Here is a 21,550-nt window from a genome sequence, read left to right as displayed (position 1 = left end):
CGGTTGCCTTGTCTTCCGTGTCGGGCGGGACCCCGATGGGGGCGATGAGGACGGCGGCAGGAAACCTGCCGCCGTCGCCGTTCCTACTGCCTGCCGATGTGCCGGTCGAAGAACTCCAGCATGGTCGTGTACAGCTTGACCCGGTTGTCCACGTCGTAGAAGCCGTGCATTTCGCCGGACTGGATGATCATCCCCTCCGGCGGGTTGCCCGCGGCCTTCAGCGCCTTGGCCATCAGCTCGGTCTGCTCCGGGACCGCGCGCATGTCGCGTGCGCCGGCGGCCAGGTACACCGGGATCCCCACCTCCGCGGCGCGGCGGGCCGGCGAGTTCTCCGCCCAGGACTTCGAGTCCGTGCCATGGGTGCGGCGCAGGTAGCGCAGGCCCGAATCGCGCTGCGGGATGTCGCCCTTCTTGAACATCATGTCGATGTCGTACACGCCGACGTAGCCGAACGCGCACTTGAACAGGCCCGGGGCGCGGATCGGCGCCATCAGCGCCGAGTAGCCGCCGAAGCTGCCGCCGTAGATGCACATGCGGTTCCTGTCGGCGTAGCCGTTCTGGACCGCCCAGTTGGTGGCGTCGATGATGTCGTTCTGGATGCCCTGGCCCCACTGCCGGTGGCCCGCATTGCGGAACGCGCGGCCATGGCCGCCGGAGCCGCGGAAGTTCACCTGCAGCACCGCATAGCCGCGGCTGGCGAACAGCTGCGCCTCGGGGTTGAAGCGCCAGTCGTCGCGCGGGCCGATCGGGCCGCCGTGCGGATTGACGATCAGCGGCAGGTTGCGGCCGTCGGAGCCGTGGGGGATGGTGAGGAAGCCATGGACCGTCATGCCGTCGCGGGCGGTGAAGGAGAACGGCTTGACCGAGGCCATCCTGGCCGGATCCAGTTGCGGCATGCGCTTCATCAGGAAGCTGGCCTTGCCGGTGTCGCGGTCGTAGAGGTACAGCTCGCCGGGATTGCGGTCGCTGTACACCGAAACGATGATCTTGCGCCCGTCCTCGGTGAAGCTGGAGAAGCGGACCATCTGGCCGTCGAAGGCGGACGCCAGCGAGGCATAGAGCTGCGCGTCCGGATGGCCCTCGTCGATCAGCTTGACCACCGGCGCGCCGGCGTCGGTGACCACGCCGATCAGCCGGGTGTCGTCGGTGGACCAGATGAAGTCGGAGACCTCGGCGACCTTGTCCTGGAACAGCGGGGTGAACGTGCCGGTCTCGAGGTCCAGCGTACCGATGGCCGGCGGCGCCTTGCCATCGTCCTGCTCGGCGTACACCGTGCCGTCGCGCGTGACATGGGTGACCGACAGGTGCTTGCCGTCGGACGCGGAGGCGTTGAGCAGCTTCCAGCTGCCGCCTTCCAGGCGGTACAGCTCGCTGCGCTCGTCGTACTCGCCGCTTTCGTCCTTGCTGGAGGAGCAGATGGCGAACCGCGGCTCCTTGCGGGAGTCCAGGGTGATGGAGCAGTTCTCCTTGGGCGCCCGCGCCAGGCGCAGCCGCCTCCCGGTCTGGGTGTCGAGCCGGACCACCTCGGAGCCGGCGCCCTCGGCCGAGCGCTCCGAGAGCGTCTCCATGATCACGTACTGGTCGTCCTGGCGCAGGCTGTCCAGCAGGGTGAAGTACTCTCCCGCGACGGTCTTGCCGCGCTGGGTGGCATCGCGGGTGCCGTGGAAGATGAGCGGTCGCGGCTGGCTGCCGTCCGCATTGACCGCGAACCATTCGCCGGTCTGCCGCGGTGCCGCGTAGCCGCCGATCTTGTCCACCGCGTTGAACAGCAGGCGCTCGGGACTGGTCCAGTAGAAGTCGCCGACGCTGCGGCCGCCCGGAAGCTGGTTGACCTTGACCAGGCTCAGGTCGCTGGTGCGCAGGACGGCCAGGACATCCTGGTCGCCCTTGTCGACGGTGATGGCGAGGTATTCCCCGTTGGGCGATATCTTGGTCACCCCGTAGGCCGGGCGATCCACGAAATCGCGGACGGACTGGAGGGTTTCGGCTGGCGCCTGGGAGGCCGCCATACAGGCCCCCGCTGCCAGCAGCAGTTTCAGGATATTGCGCATGGTCGTTCCCTGGGATGCGTGCCCCGCGTTCCTCGCGGAGCTGGAAGATTAGCAGGCAGGCGAGGGGACCCGGCGTGGCCGCCGGGTCCCGTGCCCGTCCCGGTTACCGGAAGCGGTAGGCGAACGTCGCGAACACCTCGCGTCCGATCGGGCTGTAGGCGCGCCAGAAGAACGGATACGAGTCGAATGTGTCGTCGTTCGGGTGCAGCTTGTCGAACAGGTTGTTCACGCTCAGGCCCAGGCTGGCCTTCTCGGTGATCTTCTTCTCGAACCGCGCGTTCCAGATGATGTACGGCGCGATGCGGTGCGTCTCGGCCCAGTTGGGCAGGGAGCCCCAGCGGTAGCCGTTGACGTTGAACTGCCAGTCGTCGATTTCCCAGTTCACCTCCCAGCTGGCGCGGCTGCGGAAGTTGAAGAACTGCATGTGGTCGCGCAGGTTGCGGATCTCGTCGCCCGGGAACTCCTGCTCTTCCATCTTCAGGACATGGGTCCAGCCGGCCAGGAAGTTGAACTGGCCCAGGCGGTCGGTATCGAGGCGGTAGCGGAACCGCGCGTCGACGCCGGAGGTCTCCAGCATGGACTGGTTGAACGGATACGACAGGTAGGTGTCGATCTCGTCGTCGTTGATCTGGTCCACGCCCAGGCGGTCGACCAGCCCGGTGAAGAACGCGCAGGACGCCGAGTTCGGGTCGACGGGGGCGCCGGCCCGGTCGCTGCCCAGCAGGCACGCCGCCTCCTCGCGCATCAGGTAGGCCGGGGCGATGTCGCTGACCGCGCCCTCGAGCTTGATGCGGTACGCGTCCAGGCTCACCGACATGCCGTCGGTGATGTCCCAGACCACGCCGATGGTCGAGGACTCGCCCTTCTCCTCCTCCAGTTCCTTGCTGCCCTGGCGGGTGGCGAAGACGCTATAGGTGTAGGGCGTGTTGGAGCCGCAGCCGCCGTTGGTCGTGGTCGGGTCGAGGCCATCGCGGCGGCAGCGGTACTCGTCCAGCACCGTGATGAAGAAGCCAGATTCCTCGGCGAACACGTAGTGCATGTCCGGGGCGCGGAAGCTGGTGGCGTGGCTGCCGCGGAGCAGCAGGCTGTCGACCGGGCGGTACTCCAGGCCCACCGACCAGGTAAAGGCGCCATTGACGTTGGTCACGTCGTCGTACTTGTCGTAGCGCCCGGCGAGGTTGGCCTTGAGGGTGGAGAAGATCGGCAGGCTGAACTCGACGCCCAGTGCATAGCGGTCGCGCTCGCCGCCACCGCCGGTACCGGTGAGGTTGTAGATCGGGTCCGGGCCGTCGTAGTTCGGCGCGATGCGCGGGTCGTTGTCGAGGTCGTAGCTCTGGCGCGCGGCCTCGATCACCGCGGCCATGCCCACCGGGCCGGCCGGCAGGTCGAACAGGTCGCCCGACAGCACGAAGGTGCCCTGCGAGACCTCCGCATCCGCGTCGGTCTTCACGATGGTGGTGAGCGAGCGGTAGGTGTCCGGGGCCAGCGGCGAGAAGTAGCGGTCGATGTCGAAGCTCACGACCGGGTAGGCGCCGAAGTAGGGATCAAGCAGGCCGGTCTCCGGGCCCATGAAGTACTCGTTGATCCGGTTGGCCAGGAAGCGTGGCTGGTCGACGGTCAGGCTGTAGCGCGCGTGGGAGAACGTCAGGTCCCAGTCGAAGCGGTCGCCGAAGGCCACGCCGCGCAGGCCGACGGCCACGTCGAACGAGCGCTCGCGGACCTCGGTCTGCTGCGCGCCCAGGCCGCCCAGTTCCGAGGGGGTGAAGATGCGCTGGGTGTCGACGATGGTGTCGAGGTTGGCGTCGTACACCAGCGGCGACTGCCAGAACTGCGTGGACGAGGCGATCTTGGCATCGGCCTGGGCCGCGCTCAGCTGGGCGAAGCCCTGCATGCCGTTGTCGAAGTCGTAGGTGCCGTACAGGTAGGCGGTGAGGTTCTCGTCGGAGTTGCGGATCTGCTGGGTGGCCGGATAGCCGAAGTAGCCGCAGGTGCCGCGCGTCTCGAGCTCGAACTCGCTGAAGCGGGCGCAGGTGGAGGCCGCGGTTTCCCCCTGCGGGTAGATGTACGAAGCCAGGCCGGTGCCGACCAGGCGGTCGCGCATGCGGATGCCGATCGTCGCGACGGCGTCCTCCGGATCCACCGAGGGGTCGTCGCGGTAGGAATCCATGAAGTCGCGCTGCGAGGCGAAGATCTCCTCGCGGGCCAGGTATTCGGCCGCGTAGGTCAGGCTCCAGCGCTGGCCGACCTTGCCGCCGATCCACTGCAGCCGGCCGCTGTCGCCGCCGCCCCGGGTGGTGGTGCCGGCACGGGCGGTCAGCAGGTCGCCCTCGTAGTTCGTCTTGAGGATGACGTTGACCACGCCGGCCACGGCGTCGGAGCCGTAGATCGCCGAGGCGCCGCCGGACAGCACTTCGATGCGCTCGACGGCCGAGGTCGGGATGTTCGCCAGGTTCACCGCATTGGACTGGCTGTTGTAGGGCAGCGGGTAGTCGGCCGTGCGGCGGCCGTTGACCAGGACCAGCTGGTAACCCGGGCCGAGGCCGCGCAGGTTCAGGAAGCTGGCGTTCGGGGTGAAGCCGTTCTGGTTGAGCTCGTTCTGGACCGAACCGGTGAATTCGGTAAGGGTGTTCAGCGCGTCGTATACCGTCGAGAATCCCTGCTTCTCGATGTCGTCGGCGGTAATGACGGTGACCGGAGCCGGGCCCTCGATCTCGACGCGCTTGATGCGCGAGCCGGTGACCGTGACCCGGTCGAGGCTGGTGGCGCCGGCGGATGGGGTGCTTTCGGTCTGGTCCGAAGCCTGGGGGGCTTCCTGGGCGAAGGCAGAGGCGGCCAGCGGCATGATCATGGCGGCAAACAGCGCCTTGCTCAGGAGATTGCGCTCGGGTGTGTGCTTCATCTCTGGGTCCTTTTGAGTTTTTTTGTGCTGCTCTTTCCTACTCGCGATGCTCCACTTCCCTGAACCGGGGCAAAATGAATCGAGCCCTTGCGCGACGCTAACACGGTTTTAATTACTGACGCATCAGTTGCATAAATAACTTTCTCGTCCAGCGAACAAAGCTCATGACTCCTGTCTCCCCCCTGCTGCAAATCCTTGATGCCATTGAAGATCCTGCCGACGGGCGGCCTCTGGTCGCGCCGGCCATGCGCTGGGAGGTGGGGCGCGGGGACCGCGGCGCGACGGTCCAGGGCACGACTGGTTTCACGTTTTCTCCTGAATGGGCCGGGCAAGTACGTGTGCGTGCCGAGGCCGCACTGGCGGCGCGCGGCGAGGCGCTGGAATCGTTTGCGTTGCGCCCCCGGATCGCCGCGCACGCCGTGCAGGGCAGCCTTTCTCCGCATCCGCGCATCCGCAATGTGATCGCGATCGGTTCCGGCAAGGGCGGGGTGGGCAAGTCCACCACCGCGGTGAACCTGGCCCTGGCGCTGCAGAAGCTCGGCGCGCGCGTGGGCGTGCTGGACGCCGACGTCTACGGCCCCAGCGTGCCGGCGATGCTGGGCCTGTCCGGCCGGCCCGAGAGCCCGGATGGCAAGTCGATCGAGCCGATGCGCGCGTTCGGGATCGAGGCCATGTCCATCGGCCTGCTGGTGGACCAGGACACGCCGATGATCTGGCGCGGTCCGATGGCCACCTCGGCGCTGATGCAGCTGTTCACCGACACCCTGTGGGGCGACCTGGACTACCTGGTGGTGGACCTGCCGCCGGGTACCGGCGACATCCAGCTGACCCTGGCGCAGAAGATCCCGGTGGCAGGCGCGGTGGTGGTGACCACGCCGCAGGAGATCGCCACGCTGGACGCGCGCAAGGCGGTGGCCATGTTCAACAAGGTCGAAGTGCCAGTGCTGGGCATCGTCGAGAACATGGCCGTGCACGTGTGCAGCAACTGCGGCCATGCCGAGCACGTGTTCGGCCAGGGCGGAGCGCAGGCCATGGCCGAACGCTACGGGGTGCCGCTGCTGGGCTCGCTGCCGTTGGACCTGCGTATCCGCGAGCAGGGCGACGCCGGCGCGCCGGTGGTGGCCGCGGCGCCGGAGTCGGCGCCGGCCCTGGCCTACCTGGCGGCCGCGCAGGCCATGGCCACCGAGCTGGCCCGCCGCCCGCGCGCATCGATCCCGATCGCCTCCACCCTGGCCTGAGCGGCCAGCGTCGCGACCCGCGGCCATGTCGCCGCGGGGTCGCACCGCCGCGGGCCGCACCCTACAATCGCGCGTTCACGGGCATCGCCCCAGGAAACCACTGCATGAGCATCAAGAGCGACCGCTGGATCCGGCGCATGGCCGAACAGCACGGCATGATCGACCCGTTCGAGCCAGGCCAGGTGAAGCAGGCCGACGGCAAGCGCATCGTCAGTTACGGCACATCGAGCTATGGCTACGACGTGCGCTGCTCGCGCGAATTCAAGGTGTTCACCAACATCAACTCGACCATCGTCGACCCCAAGCACTTCGACCCGAAGAGCTTCGTGGACGTGGTCGGCGACGAGTGCATCATCCCGCCCAATTCCTTCGCCCTGGCGCGCACGGTGGAGTATTTCCGCATCCCGCGCGACGTGCTGGTGGTGTGCCTGGGCAAGAGCACCTATGCCCGCTGCGGCATCATCGTCAACGTGACCCCGCTTGAACCGGAGTGGGAAGGGCACGTGACCCTGGAGTTCTCCAACACCACGCCGCTGCCGGCGCGCATCTACGCCAACGAGGGCGTGGCGCAGATGCTGTTCTTCCAGTCCGACGCCAACGACGTGTGCGAGACCTCGTACCGGGACCGCGGCGGCAAGTACCAGGGCCAGACCGGCGTCACCCTGCCGCGGACCTGAGGGCCGGGTACCCAGGCAAGGCCAGGAATCACCAAAGGAAAAGGGCGCGGGGATACCGCGCCCTTTTTTCGTTTGACCCCATGCTCAGCAGGAGCGGGCGGTTCCTTGCGGTGCCGGAAGCAGGCGGGCGATGCCGAGGGCGATCAGCAGCACCGGCCACCAGGTCGCAAGCAGGCGTGCGGCGTCGATGCCCACGCCCAGGTTGTCCAGCAGGAACAGGGTGCCGAGACCGATCAGGATCACGGCGCTGGCGGTGCGGCGGCAGTGCATGGCGGCTTCTCCGGTGTGGGTGCCGCAAATCCTGCGTCGCCGGACCGCTCCAGTCAGGTGACAGTCGTCAGGCGTTTGCCTGGCGGCCCGTCATCGCGCCGGGGCCTTACTTGCGTCGCAGGAGCATGGCCACGCCGATCACCACCAGGCCCACGGGCCACCAGGTGGCGAGCAGCGCGCCGATCCCGGTGTTGATCCACCCCAGGTTGCGGGCCAGGAAGAACAGGCCCACGACGATCAGGACGAGGGCGGCGAACAGGTTGGAACCCATGGACGTAACCGGCTGTGGAAAGGGCGCCTATCCTAGCCGCGAACGCCACTCCGCGGCAGCTGCCGCCAGCGCCTCCGGGGCGTGCCGCACGGCGCTGCCGCTGCCCCAGACCGGTCCCGGCCAGGCCGGGTCGCCCGGATGGCGGCCGACCAGGTGCACGTGCAGCTGCGAAACCACGTTGCCAAGGGCGCCAATATTGAGCTTGGCCACCCCGGGGGTCGCACGCAGGACCTGCGAGGCGCGGTTGATCTCGGCCAGCAGCAGGCGCTGCTGGTTGCCGTCCAGGTCGATCCACTCGGTCACGCCCGCCACCCGCGGCACCAGCAGCAGCCAGGGGAAGCGGGTGTCGTCCATCAGCCGCACCTGCGACAGCGGACCGTCGGCGACGAACACGCTGTCCCCGGCCAGGCGCGGATCCAGCTCGAACGCCGCGCTCACTCCAGGTGCTCCGCGAAGAAGGCCAGGGTGCGCTCGCGCGCCAGGCGCGCGCTGGGCTTGTCGTAGGCCTTCGGGTCCACGTCGCGATTGAAGGCGTGGCCGGCGGGGTAGGTGTGGACCTGCATCGTCGGCAGCTTCAACCGGTGCTGCTCGACCGCCTCGGGCGGGATCGACGGGTCCTGCTCGCCGAAGTGGAACATCACCGGCGCCCTGGGCGCGTCGACCAGGGCCGGGTCTTCGAGGAAGGCGGTGTTGCGCGCGCCGTAGTAGCTGACCGATGGCAGGCCCAGCTTAAGCGCGCCGAGCATGGCCAGGGTGCCGCCCCAGCAGTAGCCGACCGTGCCCACGCCCCCACGCGGCTCGTTGAACGCGGCCAGGTAGCGCCGCAGCCGCCGCGCGGCGGCGTCGAGGATCTGCACGGCCGCGTCGAAGCCCAGTTCCCCGGCCAGCTTGCGGCCATGGGCGTAGCCGGCCTCGTCGTAGCCCAGCTCCACCCCGCGCTCGACCGGGTCGAAGAACGACGGCACCAGCACGGCGTAGCCCTCGGACACGAAGTCCTCGGCCACCTGGCGCATGTGCGGGTTGACCCCGAAGATCTCCTGGATCACCACCAGGCCTCCGCGTGGCGCGGTCGGCGGGCCAGCCTGCCAGGTCGCGACCTGGCCGCGGGGGGTATCGAGCTGGATCCATTGGCCCATGGCGTCATCCTCGGGTGGGGGGCGCCATTATGCGGCCGGAGGGCGTTCCGGCCGCGTCTGCTGCGGCAGCCGCGCCGGGCCGGGCGACCGGAAGCGGCGCGGCGGGCCGGGTATAATCGCGCGCCCTGCGCACCGCCCGCGGTGCAGCGTCCGTCCGTCTCCCCGAGTTCCCCATGTCCGTGCAAAACCCCAAGGTCGGCTTCGTCAGCCTCGGCTGCCCGAAGGCGCTGGTCGATTCCGAGCGCATCCTCACCCAGCTGCGGGTGGAGGGTTACGACATCGTCCCGACCTACGACGACGCCGACGTGGTGGTGGTCAACACCTGCGGCTTCATCGACTCGGCCGTGGCCGAATCGCTGGACGCCATCGGCGAGGCGATGAACGAGAACGGCAAGGTCATCGTCACCGGCTGCCTGGGCAAGAAGTCCGAGCTGATCCGCGAGCAGTACCCGGACGTGCTGTCCGTGTCCGGCCCGCAGGACTACACCAGCGTGATGGAAGCGGTACACGCGGCGCTGCCGCCGAAGCACGACCCGTTCCTGGACCTGGTCCCGGACTACGGGTTGAAGCTCACCCCGCACCACTACGCGTACCTGAAGATTTCCGAAGGCTGCAACCACCGCTGCAGCTTCTGCATCATCCCGTCCATGCGCGGCGACCTGGCGTCGCGTCCGGTGGACGAGGTGCTGCGCGAGGCCGAGCGCCTGGTCAAGGGCGGCGTGCGCGAGCTGCTGGTGGTGTCGCAGGACACCTCGGCCTACGGCGTGGACCTGAAATACGCGCCGCGCACCTGGCGCGGGAAGGAATACGCCACCCGGATGAAGGCGCTGTGCGAGGGCCTGTCCGAGCTGGACGCCTGGACCCGCCTGCACTACGTCTACCCGTATCCGCACGTGGACGACGTCATCCCGCTGATGGCCGAGGGCAAGGTGCTGCCGTACCTGGACATCCCGTTCCAGCACGCCAGCCCGCGTATCCTCAGGCTGATGAAGCGCCCCGGCGCGGTCGACAAGACCCTGGAGCGGATCCAGCGCTGGCGCGCGATCTGTCCCGAGCTGACCATCCGTTCGACCTTCATCGTCGGCTTCCCCGGCGAGACCGAACAGGAGTTCGAGGAGCTGCTGGATTTCCTCGACGAGGCCCAGCTCGATCGCGTCGGTGCGTTCGCCTATTCGCCGGTGGAAGGCGCGGCCGCCAACGACCTGCCTGGAGCGGTGCCGGAAGAGGTCAAGCAGGAACGCCTGGCCCGCTTCATGGAGCGCCAGGGCGAGATCTCGGCCGCACGCCTGGAAGCCAAGGTCGGCACCGTGCAGCGCTGCCTGGTGGACTTCCTTGACGGCGAGCTGGCGATCGCCCGCTCCATGGCCGATGCGCCGGAGATCGACGGCACCGTGCAGATCCAGGACGGCCGCGATGCCGGCCTGCAGCCGGGCGAGTTCGTCGACGTGCGGATCATGGGCAGCGACGAGCACGACCTCTACGGCGAGGTCGAGTACGCCGAGACCGGCGACACCTCGCCGCTGGCGCTGCGGGGGCTCTGATCCCATCTGGCGGCGGCATGCGGCGCCGCCTGCGGGTGCGTGCGGCAGGAAGGAATCCTGCGGCGTGATTGCCGGGACGGGCGGGGCTGCGGGCAGTGGGGCATGCCCGCCGCGGACGGGCCAGGCATGCACGGGCTAGGCAGATCCGCAGCGGCCAGGGCCGCCGCGGAAGGCCGCCTCAGGGCACCCCGCTCTCGACCGGCCCGGAATAGGCGAGGGTGAGCCCGCCGGGGCCGATGTTCATCATCCCGGTGATGCTCATCTGCAGCACGTGCAGGGACACGCCCGCGCGCATGCAGGCCTCGCGCAGCTCGGCCAGCTCCGGGGTCGCGTGCAGTTCCTCCATCGCGCCGGCGTAGGACACGATCACGTGCGGGGTGTGGAGCCGTCCCTCGGCCACCCTCTCGGCGGCGAAGCGGAACAGGCGCCCCCAGGACTGCTTGCGGCCGCGGTACTTGCTCACCGGCTGGGTGTCGCCGTCGTAGCCGCGGATGATCGGCTTGATGTCCAGCGCGCTGCCCAGCACCACGCTGGTCAGGTGGATGCTGCGGTCGCCGCGCACGCGCGAGCGGGTGCGCGCATAGCCCAGGTCGTCGGGGATGTAATAGGTGTAGGTGCTGTCGACGATCCGCAGCAGCTCGGCGCGGACGTCCTTGGGCGACATCTGCGCGGCGAGCATGTCGCGCAGCGCAAGCGCCGGGATGCCCGAGCCGGCGAACATGTTGCGGGTATCGATCACCCGGAACTGGAACGGCCGCCGCATCTCGGCGGCCTGGCGCAGCCCGCGGATGTGGGTCAAAGCCAGCGCGCTGCCCTCGCTGCAGGCTTCGTAGATCGGGCTGCGGGTCGAGGTGATGGTCAGGCAGTAGACCGAGTCGTAGTCCAGGGCGAAGCGCTCGATGAAGAAGTCGCGCATCTGCGGGGCATCGAGCGGTATCGACTGGCCTTCCACGCCCTCGCCATTGCCGTTCTCGCGCATGTAGCGCGCGCTGGCCTCGGGGTCGTGCTTGTCCACGTAGGTGCGGCCGCTGATCCTGATCGGGATCGGGATCACCGCAACGTCCGGATCGGCCAGGAAGTCCTGGGGAACGTCCACGGAGGCATCGATGACGATGCCGGTGCGTGCGCGATGCGGGCCGGTTGCCGGCTCGGATGCCGCTGCGACGGCGGTTGGTACGGCGAAGCCGGCTTCGGTGGCCGTCATGCATTTCCCCTGATGCGATGGCTATTCAGGGGTGTGAAGTTCGCGGTTTGGCGAGGGGGCGTCAAGCTCCGCCCCCGTATGGACTCCGGGCGGGCCTCAGCCGTACGCCACGTCCACGACCACGAAGCGCGCCGGCCCGCCCGGCAGCTGCACGTCGACCTCGTCGTCGATCCGCTTTTTCAGCAGGGCCCGGGCCAGCGGCGAATCGATGCTGATATGGCCCTGGGCCGCGTCGGTTTCGTCGGGGCCCACGATGCGGTAGCGCGCGACCTCGCCGGTGTCCAGCCGCTCCACCTCCACCCATGCGCCGAAGAACACCGCCTCCGGGTCCGAGGGCGCGGTCTCGACCACGCGCAATGCCGGCAGGCGCTTGCTCAGGTAGCGCACCCGCCGGTCGATCCCGGCCAGCTGCTTCTTGCGGTAGGTGTACTCGGCGTTCTCCGAGCGGTCGCCCTCCGCTGCGGCGGCCGCCAGCGCCTTGACCACTTCCGGGCGCTGCACGCGCCACAGGTCGTCCAGCTCGGCCTTGAGCCGGTCGTGGCCTTCGCGGGTGATCAGGGCGGTGCTTTTCTCGGGGGGCGGACGCCAGCGCGACATGCGGATGCGACGGGTAATGCGGAGGGGCCGTGATCCTAGCGCCTGGTGGCGTCGGCGTGGAGTCGCGGCCGGTCCGTATCAGCGTCGGCCGAGGATGCTGCCGACGATGCCGCCGAGGATGCCGCGCGCGATCTGGTTGCCGATCTGGCCGCCGTACTTCTTCCCGGTCTTGCCGGCGACCGATTCGCCGATGCTGCTGCCCACGCTGCGGCCGACCGAGCCGCCGACGTTGCGCGCGGTCTGCTTGGCCACCGTCTGGACCACGCCCTGGCGGCGCCGGGTGCCGAACAGGAACTCGCCGATCTTCTGGCCGATGCCGCCTTCGCCGTCCTGCTGCGCCGCCGGAGTGCCGGCGGGCGTGCCGGCCTGCACCCGGGCGGCCAGCATTTCCGCGGCCGACTCGCGGTTGATGGGCGTGTCGTAGCGGGTGCCGACCGGGCTGCCAGCGCGCACCCTGGCCCGCTCGGACTCGCTGATCGATCCCATGCGGCAGCGCGGCGGCGCGATCTTCGTCACCTGCACTGGCGATGGGATGCCGCCGGCCTGCAGGGTGCTGACCAGGGCCTCGCCCGTTCCCAGCTGGGGCAGGGTGGCGGCCACGTCCAGCTTCGGGTTGGGCACGAAGGTCTCGGCCGCGGTCTTCACCGCCTTCTGATCTCGCGGGGTATAGGCGCGCAGCGCGTGTTGCACGCGGTTGCCGAGCTGGCCCAGCACGTTGGCCGGCACGTCGTCGGGAAACTGCGAGCAGAAGTACACGCCCACGCCCTTGGAGCGGATCAGCCGCACCACCTGCTCGATGCGCTGGCGCAGCGCCGGCGGTGCATCGTCGAACAGCAGGTGGGCCTCGTCGAAGATGAAGGCCAGCCTCGGTTTTTCGAGGTCGCCCACCTCCGGCAGGTTCTCGAACAGCTCGCTCAGCAGCCACAGCAGGAAGGTCGAATACAGCCGCGGCTTGAGGATCAGCTGGTCGGCGGCAAGGATGCCGATCACGCCGCGGCCGTCGTGGTTCACCCGCATCAGGTCGGCCAGCTCCAGCGCAGGCTCGCCGAAGAACTGGCCGCCGCCGTCCTGCTCCAGGCGCAGCAGGGCGCGCTGGATCGCCGCCACGGTCTGGGCACTGACCAGGCCGTACTCGGCCGAGACCGCCTTGCGTTCCTCGGCCACCAGGTTGAGCAGGGCGCGCAGGTCGTCCAGGTCCAGCAGGAGCAGGCCGCGGTCGTCGGCCAGCTTGAACACGATGTCCAGCACCCCGGACTGGGTGTCGTTGAGCTCCAGGATGCGCGCCATCAGGGTCGGTCCCATCTCGCTGACGGTGGTGCGCACCGGATGGCCCAGCCTGCCGTACAGGTCCCAGAACACCACCGGGCTGGCTTCCGGCGCGTAGCCTTCCACGCCGATGGCCGCGGCGCGTCCTGCCAGCTTCTCGCCGCCTTCGCCGGCTACCGCGAGCCCGGCGACGTCGCCCTTCACGTCGGCCACGAATACCGGCACGCCGATCCGCGAGAAGCCTTCGGCCAGGGTCATCAGGGTCACGGTCTTGCCGGTACCGGTGGCGCCGGCGACCAGGCCGTGGCGATTGGCGAGGGACGGCAGCAGGGTGACCGGGATGTCGTCGGTGATGCCCTTGCCGAGCAGGATCGGGTCCATGGAGGCCTCGCGGGGTGGATTGCCGGCGATTCTAGCGGCGCGCGCGCGGGTTGCCCCTGCCGCGCGGCGGGGGCTACCCTGCCTGTCGCTTCCGGAACCTGCTGCCGATGTCCTCCCGCCTTCCGATGTTGCGGCTGCTGCTGGCCGCGTTGCTGTTGTCCTGCTTCGTTCCCCCTGCCTTCGCCCAGCGCGTTTCCGCGCGTGACCGGGCCGCCGCCGAGGCCCTGGTGGCCCGCATGGGCCAGGCCGAAACCCGCTACCGCGCTGCCCTGGTCCTGGCCGCCAACGGCGATCCGCGCGGTGCGCAGGAGGGCAACGCCGCGCTGGAGGACATGGAGGACGTGATCGACGCCTGCGTGAAGCAGCGCGGCTGCCCACTGTCGGACCTGCTGGCCAGCTACAAGCGCCTGCTCAAGGACGGCGTCGACGCCAGCGGGGCCGGTCCGGACGAGGCCGGCGAAGACGACGAGCTGCTGGAGGCCGATCCGGCGCTGGCCGCCGACGTGCCCGAGGCGGTGCGCGCCGCGCGCCTGCTCGGCGACGACCGCCTGCACGCCTTCGACCGCATGGTCCGCTACAACCCGGCGATCCAGGCCGGCATCCGCCGCTGGCTGACCGACATGCGCCCGCAGCTGATGACCAGCTACGAGAACTACCAGGTCATGCGCCACCTGATGTGGCCGGAGTTCGAGAAGCGCGGCCTGCCGGAGGCGCTGCTGTTCGGCATCCTGGCCAAGGAGTCCAACGGCCGCGTGCATTCGGTCTCCCGCGCCGGCGCCGCAGGGCCCATGCAGTTCATGCCCAGCACCGGGCGCCGCTTCGGCCTGGGGCCGGACGGCACCGGTTTCGACACCCGCTACGATCCCCGCTCGGCCGCCGAGGCCAGCGCCGCCTACCTCAACGAGCGCCTGCGCGAGCTCAACAACGACGTGGAGCTGGCCCTGGCCGGCTACAACGGCGGCGAGGGCAGGGCCCTGCGCGTGCACCGCTCCAGCGGCGGCTCCGGTTTCTGGGATGCCGCGACCTATGGACAGTTCCCGCCGGAGACCCGGGACTACGTGCCGATGGTCATCGCCGCGGCCTGGATCTACCTGCATCCACGCAAGTTCGGCGTGACCTTCCCGAAGGTCGAGGCGCAGCCGGCGGCGTTCAAGCTGGTGCGCCCGGCCAGCATCTACGAACTGACCGTATGCCTGGGCAATACCGGCAACCGCGACGGCTACATGCGCACCCTGCGCAACCTGAACCCGCGCTTCGAGGCCGAGACGGTGATCCCGGCCGGCACCGTGCTGGCGGCCACCGCGCGGGTCGCCAGCCTGTACCACCGCCATTGCGAGGGCGGGCCGCGCGCCGAGCTTGCCCATGCCCTGGTGACCGCGGATCCGAACGCTGCGCTGGAGGGCGCGGGACCGCTGGGCACCGTCGCCGTCGGCAACGTCACCCCGGTTCCCGGCGTGGCCACCACGGTCGCCACCGGCCGGCCGCAGCCGGCCCGGCCAAGGTCCGCGCAGGTGCGCACCTACACGGTGGCCCGCGGCGACACACTGGGCAGGATCGCCCAGCGCCACGGCTGCAACGTCAAGCAGGTCGCGGCCGCCAACGGGCTCAAGGCGCCGGCCTACGCCCTGCGCCAGGGACAGAAGCTCAAGCTCGTCGGCTGCTCGAAGTAAGCAGGTCCCTTTCGCGCATCAAGGAAGGCCCGGGCAACGGCGCGGGGCCGCGCACGTAGCCGGGTAAGCGAAGCGCACCGCGCCCCTGCGACGTCGGGGCGCTGGCGAGGTCTGGCGCGTCGCCACGCGTGGCATCCCCGGATGCGGCCTGCGGCCTTATCCGGGCTCCGCCGGAGCCCGTGCATGCGAAGCGCTCCGGGCGCGATGCCGGAGCTGCCGCCGATCAGTGCGCCAGGTGCGCCAGCGCCTGGCCCAGCCGCACCGGCGACTCGGCCTGCAGGCCGGGCGCAAGGTTGGCGGCGCCCGGCGGCAGCAGCACGATCACGGTCGAGCCGTAGTTGAAGCGCGCCATCTCGGCGAAGCGCTCCAGCACGATGCCCTTGCCGCGGTAGTCCTTGCGGGTGATGGCATCGCCGTATTCGGGGATCTCCACGCCGCTCCAGACCGTTTCCACGCCGGAGACCAGCATCGCCCCGACCATGACCGAGGCCATCGGCCCGAAGTCGGTGTCGAAGTGGCAGACCAGGCGCTCGTTGCGCGCGAACAGGCGCGGCACGGTGCGCACCGCGGCCGGACCCACGCTGAAGAGCCGGCCCGGCACGTGCACCGTCTCGCGCAGCACGCCCGTCCAGGGCATGTGCACGCGGTGGTAGTCGCGCGGGGACAGGTACACGGTGGCGAAGCTGCCGCCGGCGAACACGCGCGCGGCCTCGGCGTCGCCCAGCAGCTCGGCGGCGGTGAACGACTGGCCCTTGGCCTGGAAGATGCGGCCATCGTCCTCGATCCGGCCCAGCTGGCTGATGCGGCCATCGGCCGGCATCAGGAGCGCGCGCGGATCCGGATCCGGCGTGCGCGCGCCCGGCTTCAGCGCCCGGGTAAAGAACGCATTGAAGGTGGGGTAGGCGGTCGGGTCCGGTTCGGCCGCCTCTTCGAGGTTCACGTCGAACTGGCGCACGACCGCGTCGATGAAGCGCTGCTTGATCTTCGGGTTGTCCGAATAGGCCAGCTGGCGGGCCAGCGAGGACAGCAGGCGGTGGGGCAGGGCCCAGGTCAGGTAGGTGCCGAGGCTCACTGTCCACGCTCCATCGCGGTCAGGGTGGCCAGGTCCGCGGCGATGGCCTGCGGCTTGAACGGCGGGCGGACCAGGCCGGCCAGGCGGCCCTTGCTGTCGAGCACGGCGATGTTGGCCGAATGGTCCACGCTGTAGTCCTGCGGGTTCTGTTCGTAGTTCCTGCCGGGCACCTTCATGAAGACGAAGCCCAGGGAGGTGGCGAACTTCTCCAGCGCCGGCACGTCGGCGGTGGCGGCAAGGGTGTCCGGGTGGAAGGCGCGGGCGTACTCGCCGGCCTTGGCCGGGGTGTCGCGCTCCGGATCGACGGAGACGAACAGCACGCGCGGACGGACCGCCTCCGGCAGCGCCTCCCCTTCCTTCTGCGCGCCGGCCAGCTCGGTCAGCGTGGTCGGACACACGTCCGGGCAGAAGGTGAAGCCCAGGAACACCAGGGTCCAGTGCCCGGCCAGTTCGCCCTGCAGCAGCGGCGTGCCGTCGGACTGGCGCAGGTTGAACGGCGGCAGCTCGCGCGGCTGCGGCAGCAGGGTCACCGTCTGCAGGGCCGGACCGGCGGGTGCGGCGTCGCGGTCGAGGAGGTGGCGCGCGACCAGCAGCCCCAGGCCTGCGGCGAGCGCGGCAGCGAGGATGTAGCCGAAAGTGCGGTTGAACATGGCGTCAGCGTCCGTGGGGCGTGGCGTCGGGCCGGCCATGATAGCCGTTGCCGGGGAAAAGGCGGCCGTTGCCCTATAATTCCCGGCCCTTCCGAGCCGGCGCCGCAGGCGCGCAGACCCCATGACCGACGCCGACGTGGCCAGCGAGCTGCATACGATCATCGACCTGATCCGCTATGGCGGCAGCCGCTTCAACGAGGCCGGGCTGACGTTCGGCCACAGCTACGACAACGCCATGGACGAGGCGACCCAGCTGGTGCTGCACGCGCTGCACCTGCCGCACGACCTCAGCCCGGTGTACGGCCAGTCGCGCCTGACCTCGGCCGAGAAGGCGAAGATCCTGGAGCTGTTCCGCCGCCGCATCGAGGAGCGCATCCCGGCCGCCTACCTGACCGGCGAGGCCTGGTTCGCCGGCCTGAGCTTCAAGTCCGATTCGCGCGCCCTGGTCCCGCGCTCGCCGATCGCCGAGCTGATCGAGAACGGCTTCGAGCCCTGGCTGGGCGGGCGCGAGGTGCGCCGCGTGCTGGACCTGTGCACCGGTTCGGGCTGCATCGCCATCGCCATGGCCCACTACAACCCGGACTGGCAGGTCGACGGCGTGGACATCAGCGACGACGCCCTGGCCCTGGCCGCGGAGAACAAGGGGCGGCTGCACGCGACCAACGTGGAGCTGGTCAAGTCCGACCTGTTCTCCGGCCTGGCCGGTCGCCACTACGACCTGATTGTCACCAATCCGCCCTACGTCACCGACGACGAGACCGACGCCCTGCCGCGCGAGTACGACTACGAGCCGGAGCTGGGCCTGCGTGCCGGCCCGGACGGGCTGGACCTGGTGCTGAAGATCCTGCGCGACGCGCCGCTGCACCTGAGCCAGGACGGCCTGCTGATCTGCGAGGTCGGCGAGTCCGAGCAGCACCTGGTCAAGCTGCTGCCGGAGCTGGACCTGGCCTGGATCGAGTTCAAGGTCGGGCAGATGGGCATCTTCGCGGTCGAGTGCCGCGAGCTGATCGCGCACAACGCGCGCATCGCCGAGCTGGCCGCCGCCCGCGGCTGAGCCGGCTGCCTGCGTCCCGCGGCCGGCGCCGCGGGACGCCTGGCGCGGACCCGCGCGCCGCGCCTAAGCCGTTACCACGGCAACGTTTTTCCGTGTGCTGACGCGCTGCAGCACCCGCGCCGATGTGCGATGCTTGGCGGCCTTGTAGAGGTCCGCACGCGGGGCGCGTCTTGAGCAGCAACACCTTCGGCAGGCTGCTGTCGGTCACCACCTTCGGCGAGTCGCATGGCCCGGCCATCGGCTGCGTCATCGATGGCTGCCCCCCGGGCCTGGAGATCGCGCCGGAGGAGTTCACCCACGACCTGCAACGGCGCGCCACCGGCAAGAGCCGCCACACCTCGGCGCGGCGCGAGGCCGACGAGGTCGAGATCCTGTCCGGCGTGTACGAGGGCCGGACCACCGGCACCCCGATCGCGCTGCTGATCCGCAACACCGACCAGCGCAGCAAGGACTACGCGAACATCGCCGCGCAGTTCCGGCCTGGCCATGCCGACTACAGCTACTGGCAGAAGTACGGCATCCGCGACCCGCGCGGCGGCGGCCGCAGCTCGGCGCGCGAGACCACCATGCGCGTGGCGGCGGCGGTGATCGCCAAGAAGTGGCTCAGGCAGCGCTACGGCGTGACCGTGCGTGGATTCATGGCCCGGATCGGCGACGTGAAGCCGGCCGGCTTCGACTGGAGCGCGGTCGAGGACAACCCGTTCTTCTGGCCGCACGCGCCGCAGGTGCCCGAGCTGGAGGCCTACATGGACGCGCTGCGCAAGTCCGGCGATTCGGTCGGCGCGCGGGTCACCGTGGTTGCCGACGGCGTGCCGCCGGGCTGGGGCGAGCCGATCTACGGCAAGCTCGATGGTGAACTGGCCGCGGCGCTGATGAGCATCAATGCGGTCAAGGGCGTGGAGATCGGCGACGGCTTCGACGTCGTCTCGCAGAAGGGCACCGGACACCGCGACCTGATCTCGCCCGAGGGCTTCGCCAGCAACCATGCCGGCGGCATCCTTGGCGGCATTTCCACCGGCCAGCAGGTCGTGGCCTCGATCGCGCTCAAGCCCACCTCCAGCCTGCGCCTGCCCGGGCCCACCGTGGACGTGCACGGCAATCCGGTCGAGGTGATCACCACCGGCCGCCACGATCCCTGCGTCGGCATCCGCGCCACGCCCATCGCCGAGGCGATGGTGGCCCTGGTGCTGATGGACCAGGCCCTGCGCCACCGCGCCCAGTGCGGTGACGTCGGCACGATCACCCCGCGCATCCCGGCCGGCGCCGGCGCGCTGGGCGAGGGGAGCTGACCGCACGGCCATGGCCAGTCCGCGTCCGCGCATCTGGGTCTCGCAGCCGCTGTTCGACGACATCGTCGACCAGTTGGCGGCCCATTGTGACGTGGACGCGGTGCGCGAGGTGACCGTGCACGCACCGGAGGCGGTGGCCGCGGCGCTGCGCGAGGCCGACGGCGCCCTCGTCACCCTCAACGAACGCATCGGCGCGGCCGAGCTGGCGCAGGCGCCGAAGCTGCGCGCGGTGGCCAACGTCGGCGTGGGCTACAACAACCTGGATATCGCCGCGCTCGACGCGGCCGGGGTGATCGCCACCAACACCCCCGACGTGCTGACCGAGACCACGGCCGACCTGGGTTTCGCCCTGCTGATGGCGGCCGCGCGCCGCATCACCGAGTCCGAGCGCTGGCTGCGCGAAGGCCGGTGGCGGCAGTGGTCGTTCTCGACCATGCTCGGCGCCGACGTGCACGGCAGCACCCTGGGCATCCTCGGCATGGGCCGCATCGGCCAGGCCATCGCCCGCCGCGGCCACCACGGCTTCGGCATGGAGGTGCTGTACCACAACCGCTCGCGCCTGCCGGAAGACGTCGAGCGCGGCGTCGGCGCAAGCTACGTGGAGTTCGACGCCCTGCTGGCCCGGTCCGACCACCTGGTACTGGTCCTGCCGTACTCGAAGGACAGCCACCACATCATCGATGCCGCCGCGCTGGCGAGGATGAAGCCGACCGCCACCCTGGTGAACATCGCCCGCGGCGGCCTGGTCGACGAGCTGGCCCTGGCCGACGCGCTGGCCGGGGGCCGCCTGGCCGCGGCCGGGCTGGACGTCTACGAGGGCGAACCCGAGGTGCGTCCCGAGCTGCTGGCGCTGCGCAACGTGGTGCTGACCCCGCATATCGGCAGCGCCTCGCTGGCCACCCGCCGGGCCATGGTGCAGCTGGCCGTGGACAACCTGCTGGCGGCGCTGGGCCTCGGCGACAACGCCGGCCGTCCGGCCAATCCGGTCACCGCGAAGAAAGCCACCGGCGCCATTACCGGCGCCGGCAAAGCCGCGACCGGCAAACGATAGGGAACCTCCGCCCGCGCCGCGCACCACCGGCGCACATCCAAGGCAGAGGTTCCCCGAACCCCGCTGACGCGCACCCCGCCTTTGCTTTCCGAATCACCAATCACCAATCACGAATCACGGACATTCCAATGAGCAACGCAGAACGCCGCTTCACCGTCGCAGTCGTTGGCGCCACCGGCGCGGTCGGCGAGACCATGCTGAACATCCTGGCCGAGCGGAAGTTCCCGGTCGCCGAGGTCATCCCCCTGGCCTCCGAGCGCTCGGCCGGTGGCGAGGTCGAGTACGCCGGCCGCAAGGTCACCGTGCGCGACCTGGCGACCTTCGATCCCAGGGGCGTGGACATCGCCCTGTTCTCGGCCGGTGGCAGCGTGTCCAAGGAATACGCGCCGAAGTTCGCCGCCGCCGGTGCGGTGGTGATCGACAACTCCTCGGCCTTCCGCTACGACGACGACGTGCCGCTGGTGGTGTCCGAGGTCAACCCGGAGGCGGCGAAGAACCGCCCGCGCGGCATCATCGCCAACCCCAACTGCTCGACCATGCAGATGCTGGTGGCGCTGGCGCCGCTGCACCGCGAGTACGGCATCGAGCGCATCAACGTCGCCACCTACCAGTCGGTGTCCGGCGCCGGCCGCTCGGCGCTGGAGGAGCTGGGCCGCCAGACCGGCGCGCTGCTCAACTTCCAGGACGCCGATCCGCAGCGCTTCCCGGTGCAGATCGCGTTCAACCTGATCCCGCACATCGACGACTTCCTGGACAACGGCTTCACCAAGGAGGAGATGAAGCTGGTCTGGGAGACCCGCAAGATCCTCGGCGACGACAGCATCCAGGTGAACCCGACCGCGGTGCGCGTGCCGGTGTTCTACGGCCACTCCGAGGCCGTGGCCATCGAGACGAAGAAGAAGGTCACGGTCGAGGCCGCGCGCGAACTGCTGGAGCGCTCGCCGGGCGTGGAAGTGGTCGACGAGCGCAAGGCCGGCGGCTACCCGACCCCGGTCACCCACGCCTCGGGTACCGACCCGGTGTACGTGGGCCGCATCCGCGAGGACATCTCGCATCCGCGCGGCCTGAACCTGTGGATCGTCTCGGACAACATCCGCAAGGGCGCCGCGCTCAACGCGGTGCAGCTGGCCGAACTGGTCGCCGCCGGCGGCTGATCCGGCAGGGTGGGGTGGGGCGTTGCCCCCCCCTCCACGGCACAGTCGAAGCCGGGGCCTAGCCCCGGCTTTTTCGTTT

The 21,550-nt window shown here is 69.8% G+C and carries 19 protein-coding genes; 8 read left to right on the top strand and 11 right to left on the bottom strand.

What is annotated here, in order from left to right; all coding sequences use genetic code 11:
- Nucleotides 1-83: 83 nt before the first annotated feature.
- Together CSC68_RS09545 and CSC68_RS09540 are read right to left on the bottom strand one after the other, a co-directional pair.
- Nucleotides 84-2,051 (bottom strand): S9 family peptidase, encoded by a 1,968-nt coding sequence (locus tag CSC68_RS09545; RefSeq protein ID WP_246193517.1) that lies wholly within the window; start codon nucleotides 2,049-2,051, stop codon nucleotides 84-86.
- 103 nt (nucleotides 2,052-2,154) lie between these two features.
- Entirely contained in the window at nucleotides 2,155-4,950 is a 2,796-nt protein-coding gene (locus CSC68_RS09540) for a TonB-dependent receptor plug domain-containing protein (RefSeq protein ID WP_246193516.1), read from the bottom strand.
- Nucleotides 4,951-5,114: 164 nt separating this feature from the next.
- Between CSC68_RS09540 and apbC the strand changes: the two genes are divergently transcribed.
- Nucleotides 5,115-6,188 carry an iron-sulfur cluster carrier protein ApbC gene (gene apbC, locus CSC68_RS09535; RefSeq protein ID WP_246193515.1) on the top strand — a complete coding sequence of 358 codons (1,074 nt, stop codon included), beginning with the start codon at nucleotides 5,115-5,117 and terminating at the stop codon, nucleotides 6,186-6,188.
- Nucleotides 6,189-6,292: 104 nt separating this feature from the next.
- The gene (dcd, locus tag CSC68_RS09530; RefSeq protein WP_162203321.1) at nucleotides 6,293-6,865 is read left to right on the top strand and encodes a dCTP deaminase; all 573 of its coding nucleotides are present in this window, start codon (nucleotides 6,293-6,295) and stop codon (nucleotides 6,863-6,865) included.
- A gap of 84 nt (nucleotides 6,866-6,949) precedes the next feature.
- Here dcd and CSC68_RS09525 read toward each other — a convergent pair whose 3' ends face one another.
- The 4 genes from CSC68_RS09525 to CSC68_RS09515 form a co-directional block, all read right to left on the bottom strand.
- The gene (locus tag CSC68_RS09525) at nucleotides 6,950-7,135 is read right to left on the bottom strand and encodes a LiaI-LiaF-like domain-containing protein (RefSeq protein WP_162203320.1); all 186 of its coding nucleotides are present in this window, start codon (nucleotides 7,133-7,135) and stop codon (nucleotides 6,950-6,952) included.
- Nucleotides 7,136-7,241: 106 nt separating this feature from the next.
- Complete coding sequence (locus CSC68_RS15785; protein ID WP_170296348.1) at nucleotides 7,242-7,406, bottom strand: LiaI-LiaF-like domain-containing protein; 165 nt, start codon at nucleotides 7,404-7,406, stop codon at nucleotides 7,242-7,244.
- Between the two features lie 27 nt (nucleotides 7,407-7,433).
- Nucleotides 7,434-7,844 (bottom strand): HIT domain-containing protein, encoded by a 411-nt coding sequence (locus CSC68_RS09520; protein ID WP_162203319.1) that lies wholly within the window; start codon nucleotides 7,842-7,844, stop codon nucleotides 7,434-7,436.
- Nucleotides 7,841-8,542, bottom strand: coding sequence for a dienelactone hydrolase family protein (locus CSC68_RS09515; RefSeq protein ID WP_162203318.1), 702 nt, complete (start codon nucleotides 8,540-8,542; stop codon nucleotides 7,841-7,843). The genes CSC68_RS09520 and CSC68_RS09515 overlap by 4 nt, the downstream gene beginning before the upstream one ends.
- 173 nt (nucleotides 8,543-8,715) lie before the next feature.
- Here CSC68_RS09515 and rimO point away from each other — a divergent pair, with 173 nt between their 5' ends.
- The gene (gene rimO, locus CSC68_RS09510; protein WP_162203317.1) at nucleotides 8,716-10,083 is read left to right on the top strand and encodes a 30S ribosomal protein S12 methylthiotransferase RimO; all 1,368 of its coding nucleotides are present in this window, start codon (nucleotides 8,716-8,718) and stop codon (nucleotides 10,081-10,083) included.
- 178 nt (nucleotides 10,084-10,261) lie between these two features.
- Here rimO and CSC68_RS09505 read toward each other — a convergent pair whose 3' ends face one another.
- The 3 genes from CSC68_RS09505 to CSC68_RS09495 form a co-directional block, all read right to left on the bottom strand.
- Nucleotides 10,262-11,287: a DegV family protein gene (locus CSC68_RS09505; protein WP_162203316.1), complete on the bottom strand. Its 1,026-nt coding sequence runs from the start codon at nucleotides 11,285-11,287 to the stop codon at nucleotides 10,262-10,264.
- 96 nt (nucleotides 11,288-11,383) lie between these two features.
- Nucleotides 11,384-11,884 carry a transcription elongation factor GreB gene (greB, locus tag CSC68_RS09500; protein WP_162203315.1) on the bottom strand — a complete coding sequence of 167 codons (501 nt, stop codon included), beginning with the start codon at nucleotides 11,882-11,884 and terminating at the stop codon, nucleotides 11,384-11,386.
- 78 nt (nucleotides 11,885-11,962) lie between these two features.
- Nucleotides 11,963-13,531 carry a helicase HerA-like domain-containing protein gene (locus CSC68_RS09495; protein WP_162203314.1) on the bottom strand — a complete coding sequence of 523 codons (1,569 nt, stop codon included), beginning with the start codon at nucleotides 13,529-13,531 and terminating at the stop codon, nucleotides 11,963-11,965.
- A gap of 107 nt (nucleotides 13,532-13,638) precedes the next feature.
- Between CSC68_RS09495 and CSC68_RS09490 the strand changes: the two genes are divergently transcribed.
- A complete protein-coding gene (locus tag CSC68_RS09490) occupies nucleotides 13,639-15,201 on the top strand; it encodes a transglycosylase SLT domain-containing protein (protein WP_162203313.1) in 1,563 nt (520 codons plus the stop codon).
- A 223-nt stretch (nucleotides 15,202-15,424) separates the two neighbouring features.
- Here CSC68_RS09490 and asd read toward each other — a convergent pair whose 3' ends face one another.
- Together asd and CSC68_RS09480 are read right to left on the bottom strand one after the other, a co-directional pair.
- The gene (gene asd / locus CSC68_RS09485; protein WP_162203312.1) at nucleotides 15,425-16,273 is read right to left on the bottom strand and encodes an archaetidylserine decarboxylase; all 849 of its coding nucleotides are present in this window, start codon (nucleotides 16,271-16,273) and stop codon (nucleotides 15,425-15,427) included.
- Nucleotides 16,270-16,923: an SCO family protein gene (locus tag CSC68_RS09480; RefSeq protein WP_162203311.1), complete on the bottom strand. Its 654-nt coding sequence runs from the start codon at nucleotides 16,921-16,923 to the stop codon at nucleotides 16,270-16,272. The genes asd and CSC68_RS09480 overlap by 4 nt, the downstream gene beginning before the upstream one ends.
- A gap of 121 nt (nucleotides 16,924-17,044) precedes the next feature.
- Here CSC68_RS09480 and prmB point away from each other — a divergent pair, with 121 nt between their 5' ends.
- The 4 genes from prmB (at nucleotide 17,045) to CSC68_RS09460 (ending at nucleotide 21,471) form a co-directional block, all read left to right on the top strand.
- Nucleotides 17,045-17,977 carry a 50S ribosomal protein L3 N(5)-glutamine methyltransferase gene (gene prmB, locus CSC68_RS09475; RefSeq protein WP_162203310.1) on the top strand — a complete coding sequence of 311 codons (933 nt, stop codon included), beginning with the start codon at nucleotides 17,045-17,047 and terminating at the stop codon, nucleotides 17,975-17,977.
- Nucleotides 17,978-18,147: 170 nt separating this feature from the next.
- Nucleotides 18,148-19,266, top strand: coding sequence for a chorismate synthase (gene aroC / locus CSC68_RS09470; RefSeq protein WP_162203309.1), 1,119 nt, complete (start codon nucleotides 18,148-18,150; stop codon nucleotides 19,264-19,266).
- Nucleotides 19,267-19,276: 10 nt separating this feature from the next.
- Nucleotides 19,277-20,317, top strand: a complete 1,041-nt coding sequence (locus CSC68_RS09465; protein ID WP_162203308.1) for a 2-hydroxyacid dehydrogenase — start codon at nucleotides 19,277-19,279, stop codon at nucleotides 20,315-20,317.
- A 128-nt stretch (nucleotides 20,318-20,445) separates the two neighbouring features.
- On the top strand, nucleotides 20,446-21,471 hold the full coding sequence (locus CSC68_RS09460; protein WP_162203307.1) for an aspartate-semialdehyde dehydrogenase: 1,026 nt from the start codon (nucleotides 20,446-20,448) through the stop codon (nucleotides 21,469-21,471).
- Nucleotides 21,472-21,550: the final 79 nt, after the last annotated feature.

Origin of the sequence: Pseudoxanthomonas suwonensis (assembly GCF_010093235.1) — a bacterium.
In the GTDB taxonomy this organism is placed as follows: Bacteria; Pseudomonadota; Gammaproteobacteria; order Xanthomonadales; family Xanthomonadaceae; genus Pseudoxanthomonas; species Pseudoxanthomonas suwonensis.
The sequence above is the reverse complement of the archived record's forward strand: the minus strand, read 5'-3'. Positions and strand labels throughout refer to the sequence as shown.

What these genes read in the sequence shown, in the direction of transcription:
- CSC68_RS09545 (WP_246193517.1), bottom strand. Translation starts at nt 2,051, where the DNA reads ATGCGCAATATCCTGAAACTGCTGCTGGCAGCGGGGGCCTGTATGGCG.
- CSC68_RS09540 (WP_246193516.1), bottom strand. Translation starts at nt 4,950, where the DNA reads ATGAAGCACACACCCGAGCGCAATCTCCTGAGCAAGGCGCTGTTTGCC.
- apbC (WP_246193515.1), top strand. Translation starts at nt 5,115, where the DNA reads ATGACTCCTGTCTCCCCCCTGCTGCAAATCCTTGATGCCATTGAAGAT.
- dcd (WP_162203321.1), top strand. Translation starts at nt 6,293, where the DNA reads ATGAGCATCAAGAGCGACCGCTGGATCCGGCGCATGGCCGAACAGCAC.
- CSC68_RS09525 (WP_162203320.1), bottom strand. Translation starts at nt 7,135, where the DNA reads ATGCACTGCCGCCGCACCGCCAGCGCCGTGATCCTGATCGGTCTCGGC.
- CSC68_RS15785 (WP_170296348.1), bottom strand. Translation starts at nt 7,406, where the DNA reads ATGGGTTCCAACCTGTTCGCCGCCCTCGTCCTGATCGTCGTGGGCCTG.
- CSC68_RS09515 (WP_162203318.1), bottom strand. Translation starts at nt 8,542, where the DNA reads ATGGGCCAATGGATCCAGCTCGATACCCCCCGCGGCCAGGTCGCGACC.
- rimO (WP_162203317.1), top strand. Translation starts at nt 8,716, where the DNA reads ATGTCCGTGCAAAACCCCAAGGTCGGCTTCGTCAGCCTCGGCTGCCCG.
- CSC68_RS09505 (WP_162203316.1), bottom strand. Translation starts at nt 11,287, where the DNA reads ATGACGGCCACCGAAGCCGGCTTCGCCGTACCAACCGCCGTCGCAGCG.
- greB (WP_162203315.1), bottom strand. Translation starts at nt 11,884, where the DNA reads ATGTCGCGCTGGCGTCCGCCCCCCGAGAAAAGCACCGCCCTGATCACC.
- CSC68_RS09495 (WP_162203314.1), bottom strand. Translation starts at nt 13,531, where the DNA reads ATGGACCCGATCCTGCTCGGCAAGGGCATCACCGACGACATCCCGGTC.
- CSC68_RS09490 (WP_162203313.1), top strand. Translation starts at nt 13,639, where the DNA reads ATGTCCTCCCGCCTTCCGATGTTGCGGCTGCTGCTGGCCGCGTTGCTG.
- CSC68_RS09480 (WP_162203311.1), bottom strand. Translation starts at nt 16,923, where the DNA reads ATGTTCAACCGCACTTTCGGCTACATCCTCGCTGCCGCGCTCGCCGCA.
- prmB (WP_162203310.1), top strand. Translation starts at nt 17,045, where the DNA reads ATGACCGACGCCGACGTGGCCAGCGAGCTGCATACGATCATCGACCTG.
- CSC68_RS09465 (WP_162203308.1), top strand. Translation starts at nt 19,277, where the DNA reads ATGGCCAGTCCGCGTCCGCGCATCTGGGTCTCGCAGCCGCTGTTCGAC.
- CSC68_RS09460 (WP_162203307.1), top strand. Translation starts at nt 20,446, where the DNA reads ATGAGCAACGCAGAACGCCGCTTCACCGTCGCAGTCGTTGGCGCCACC.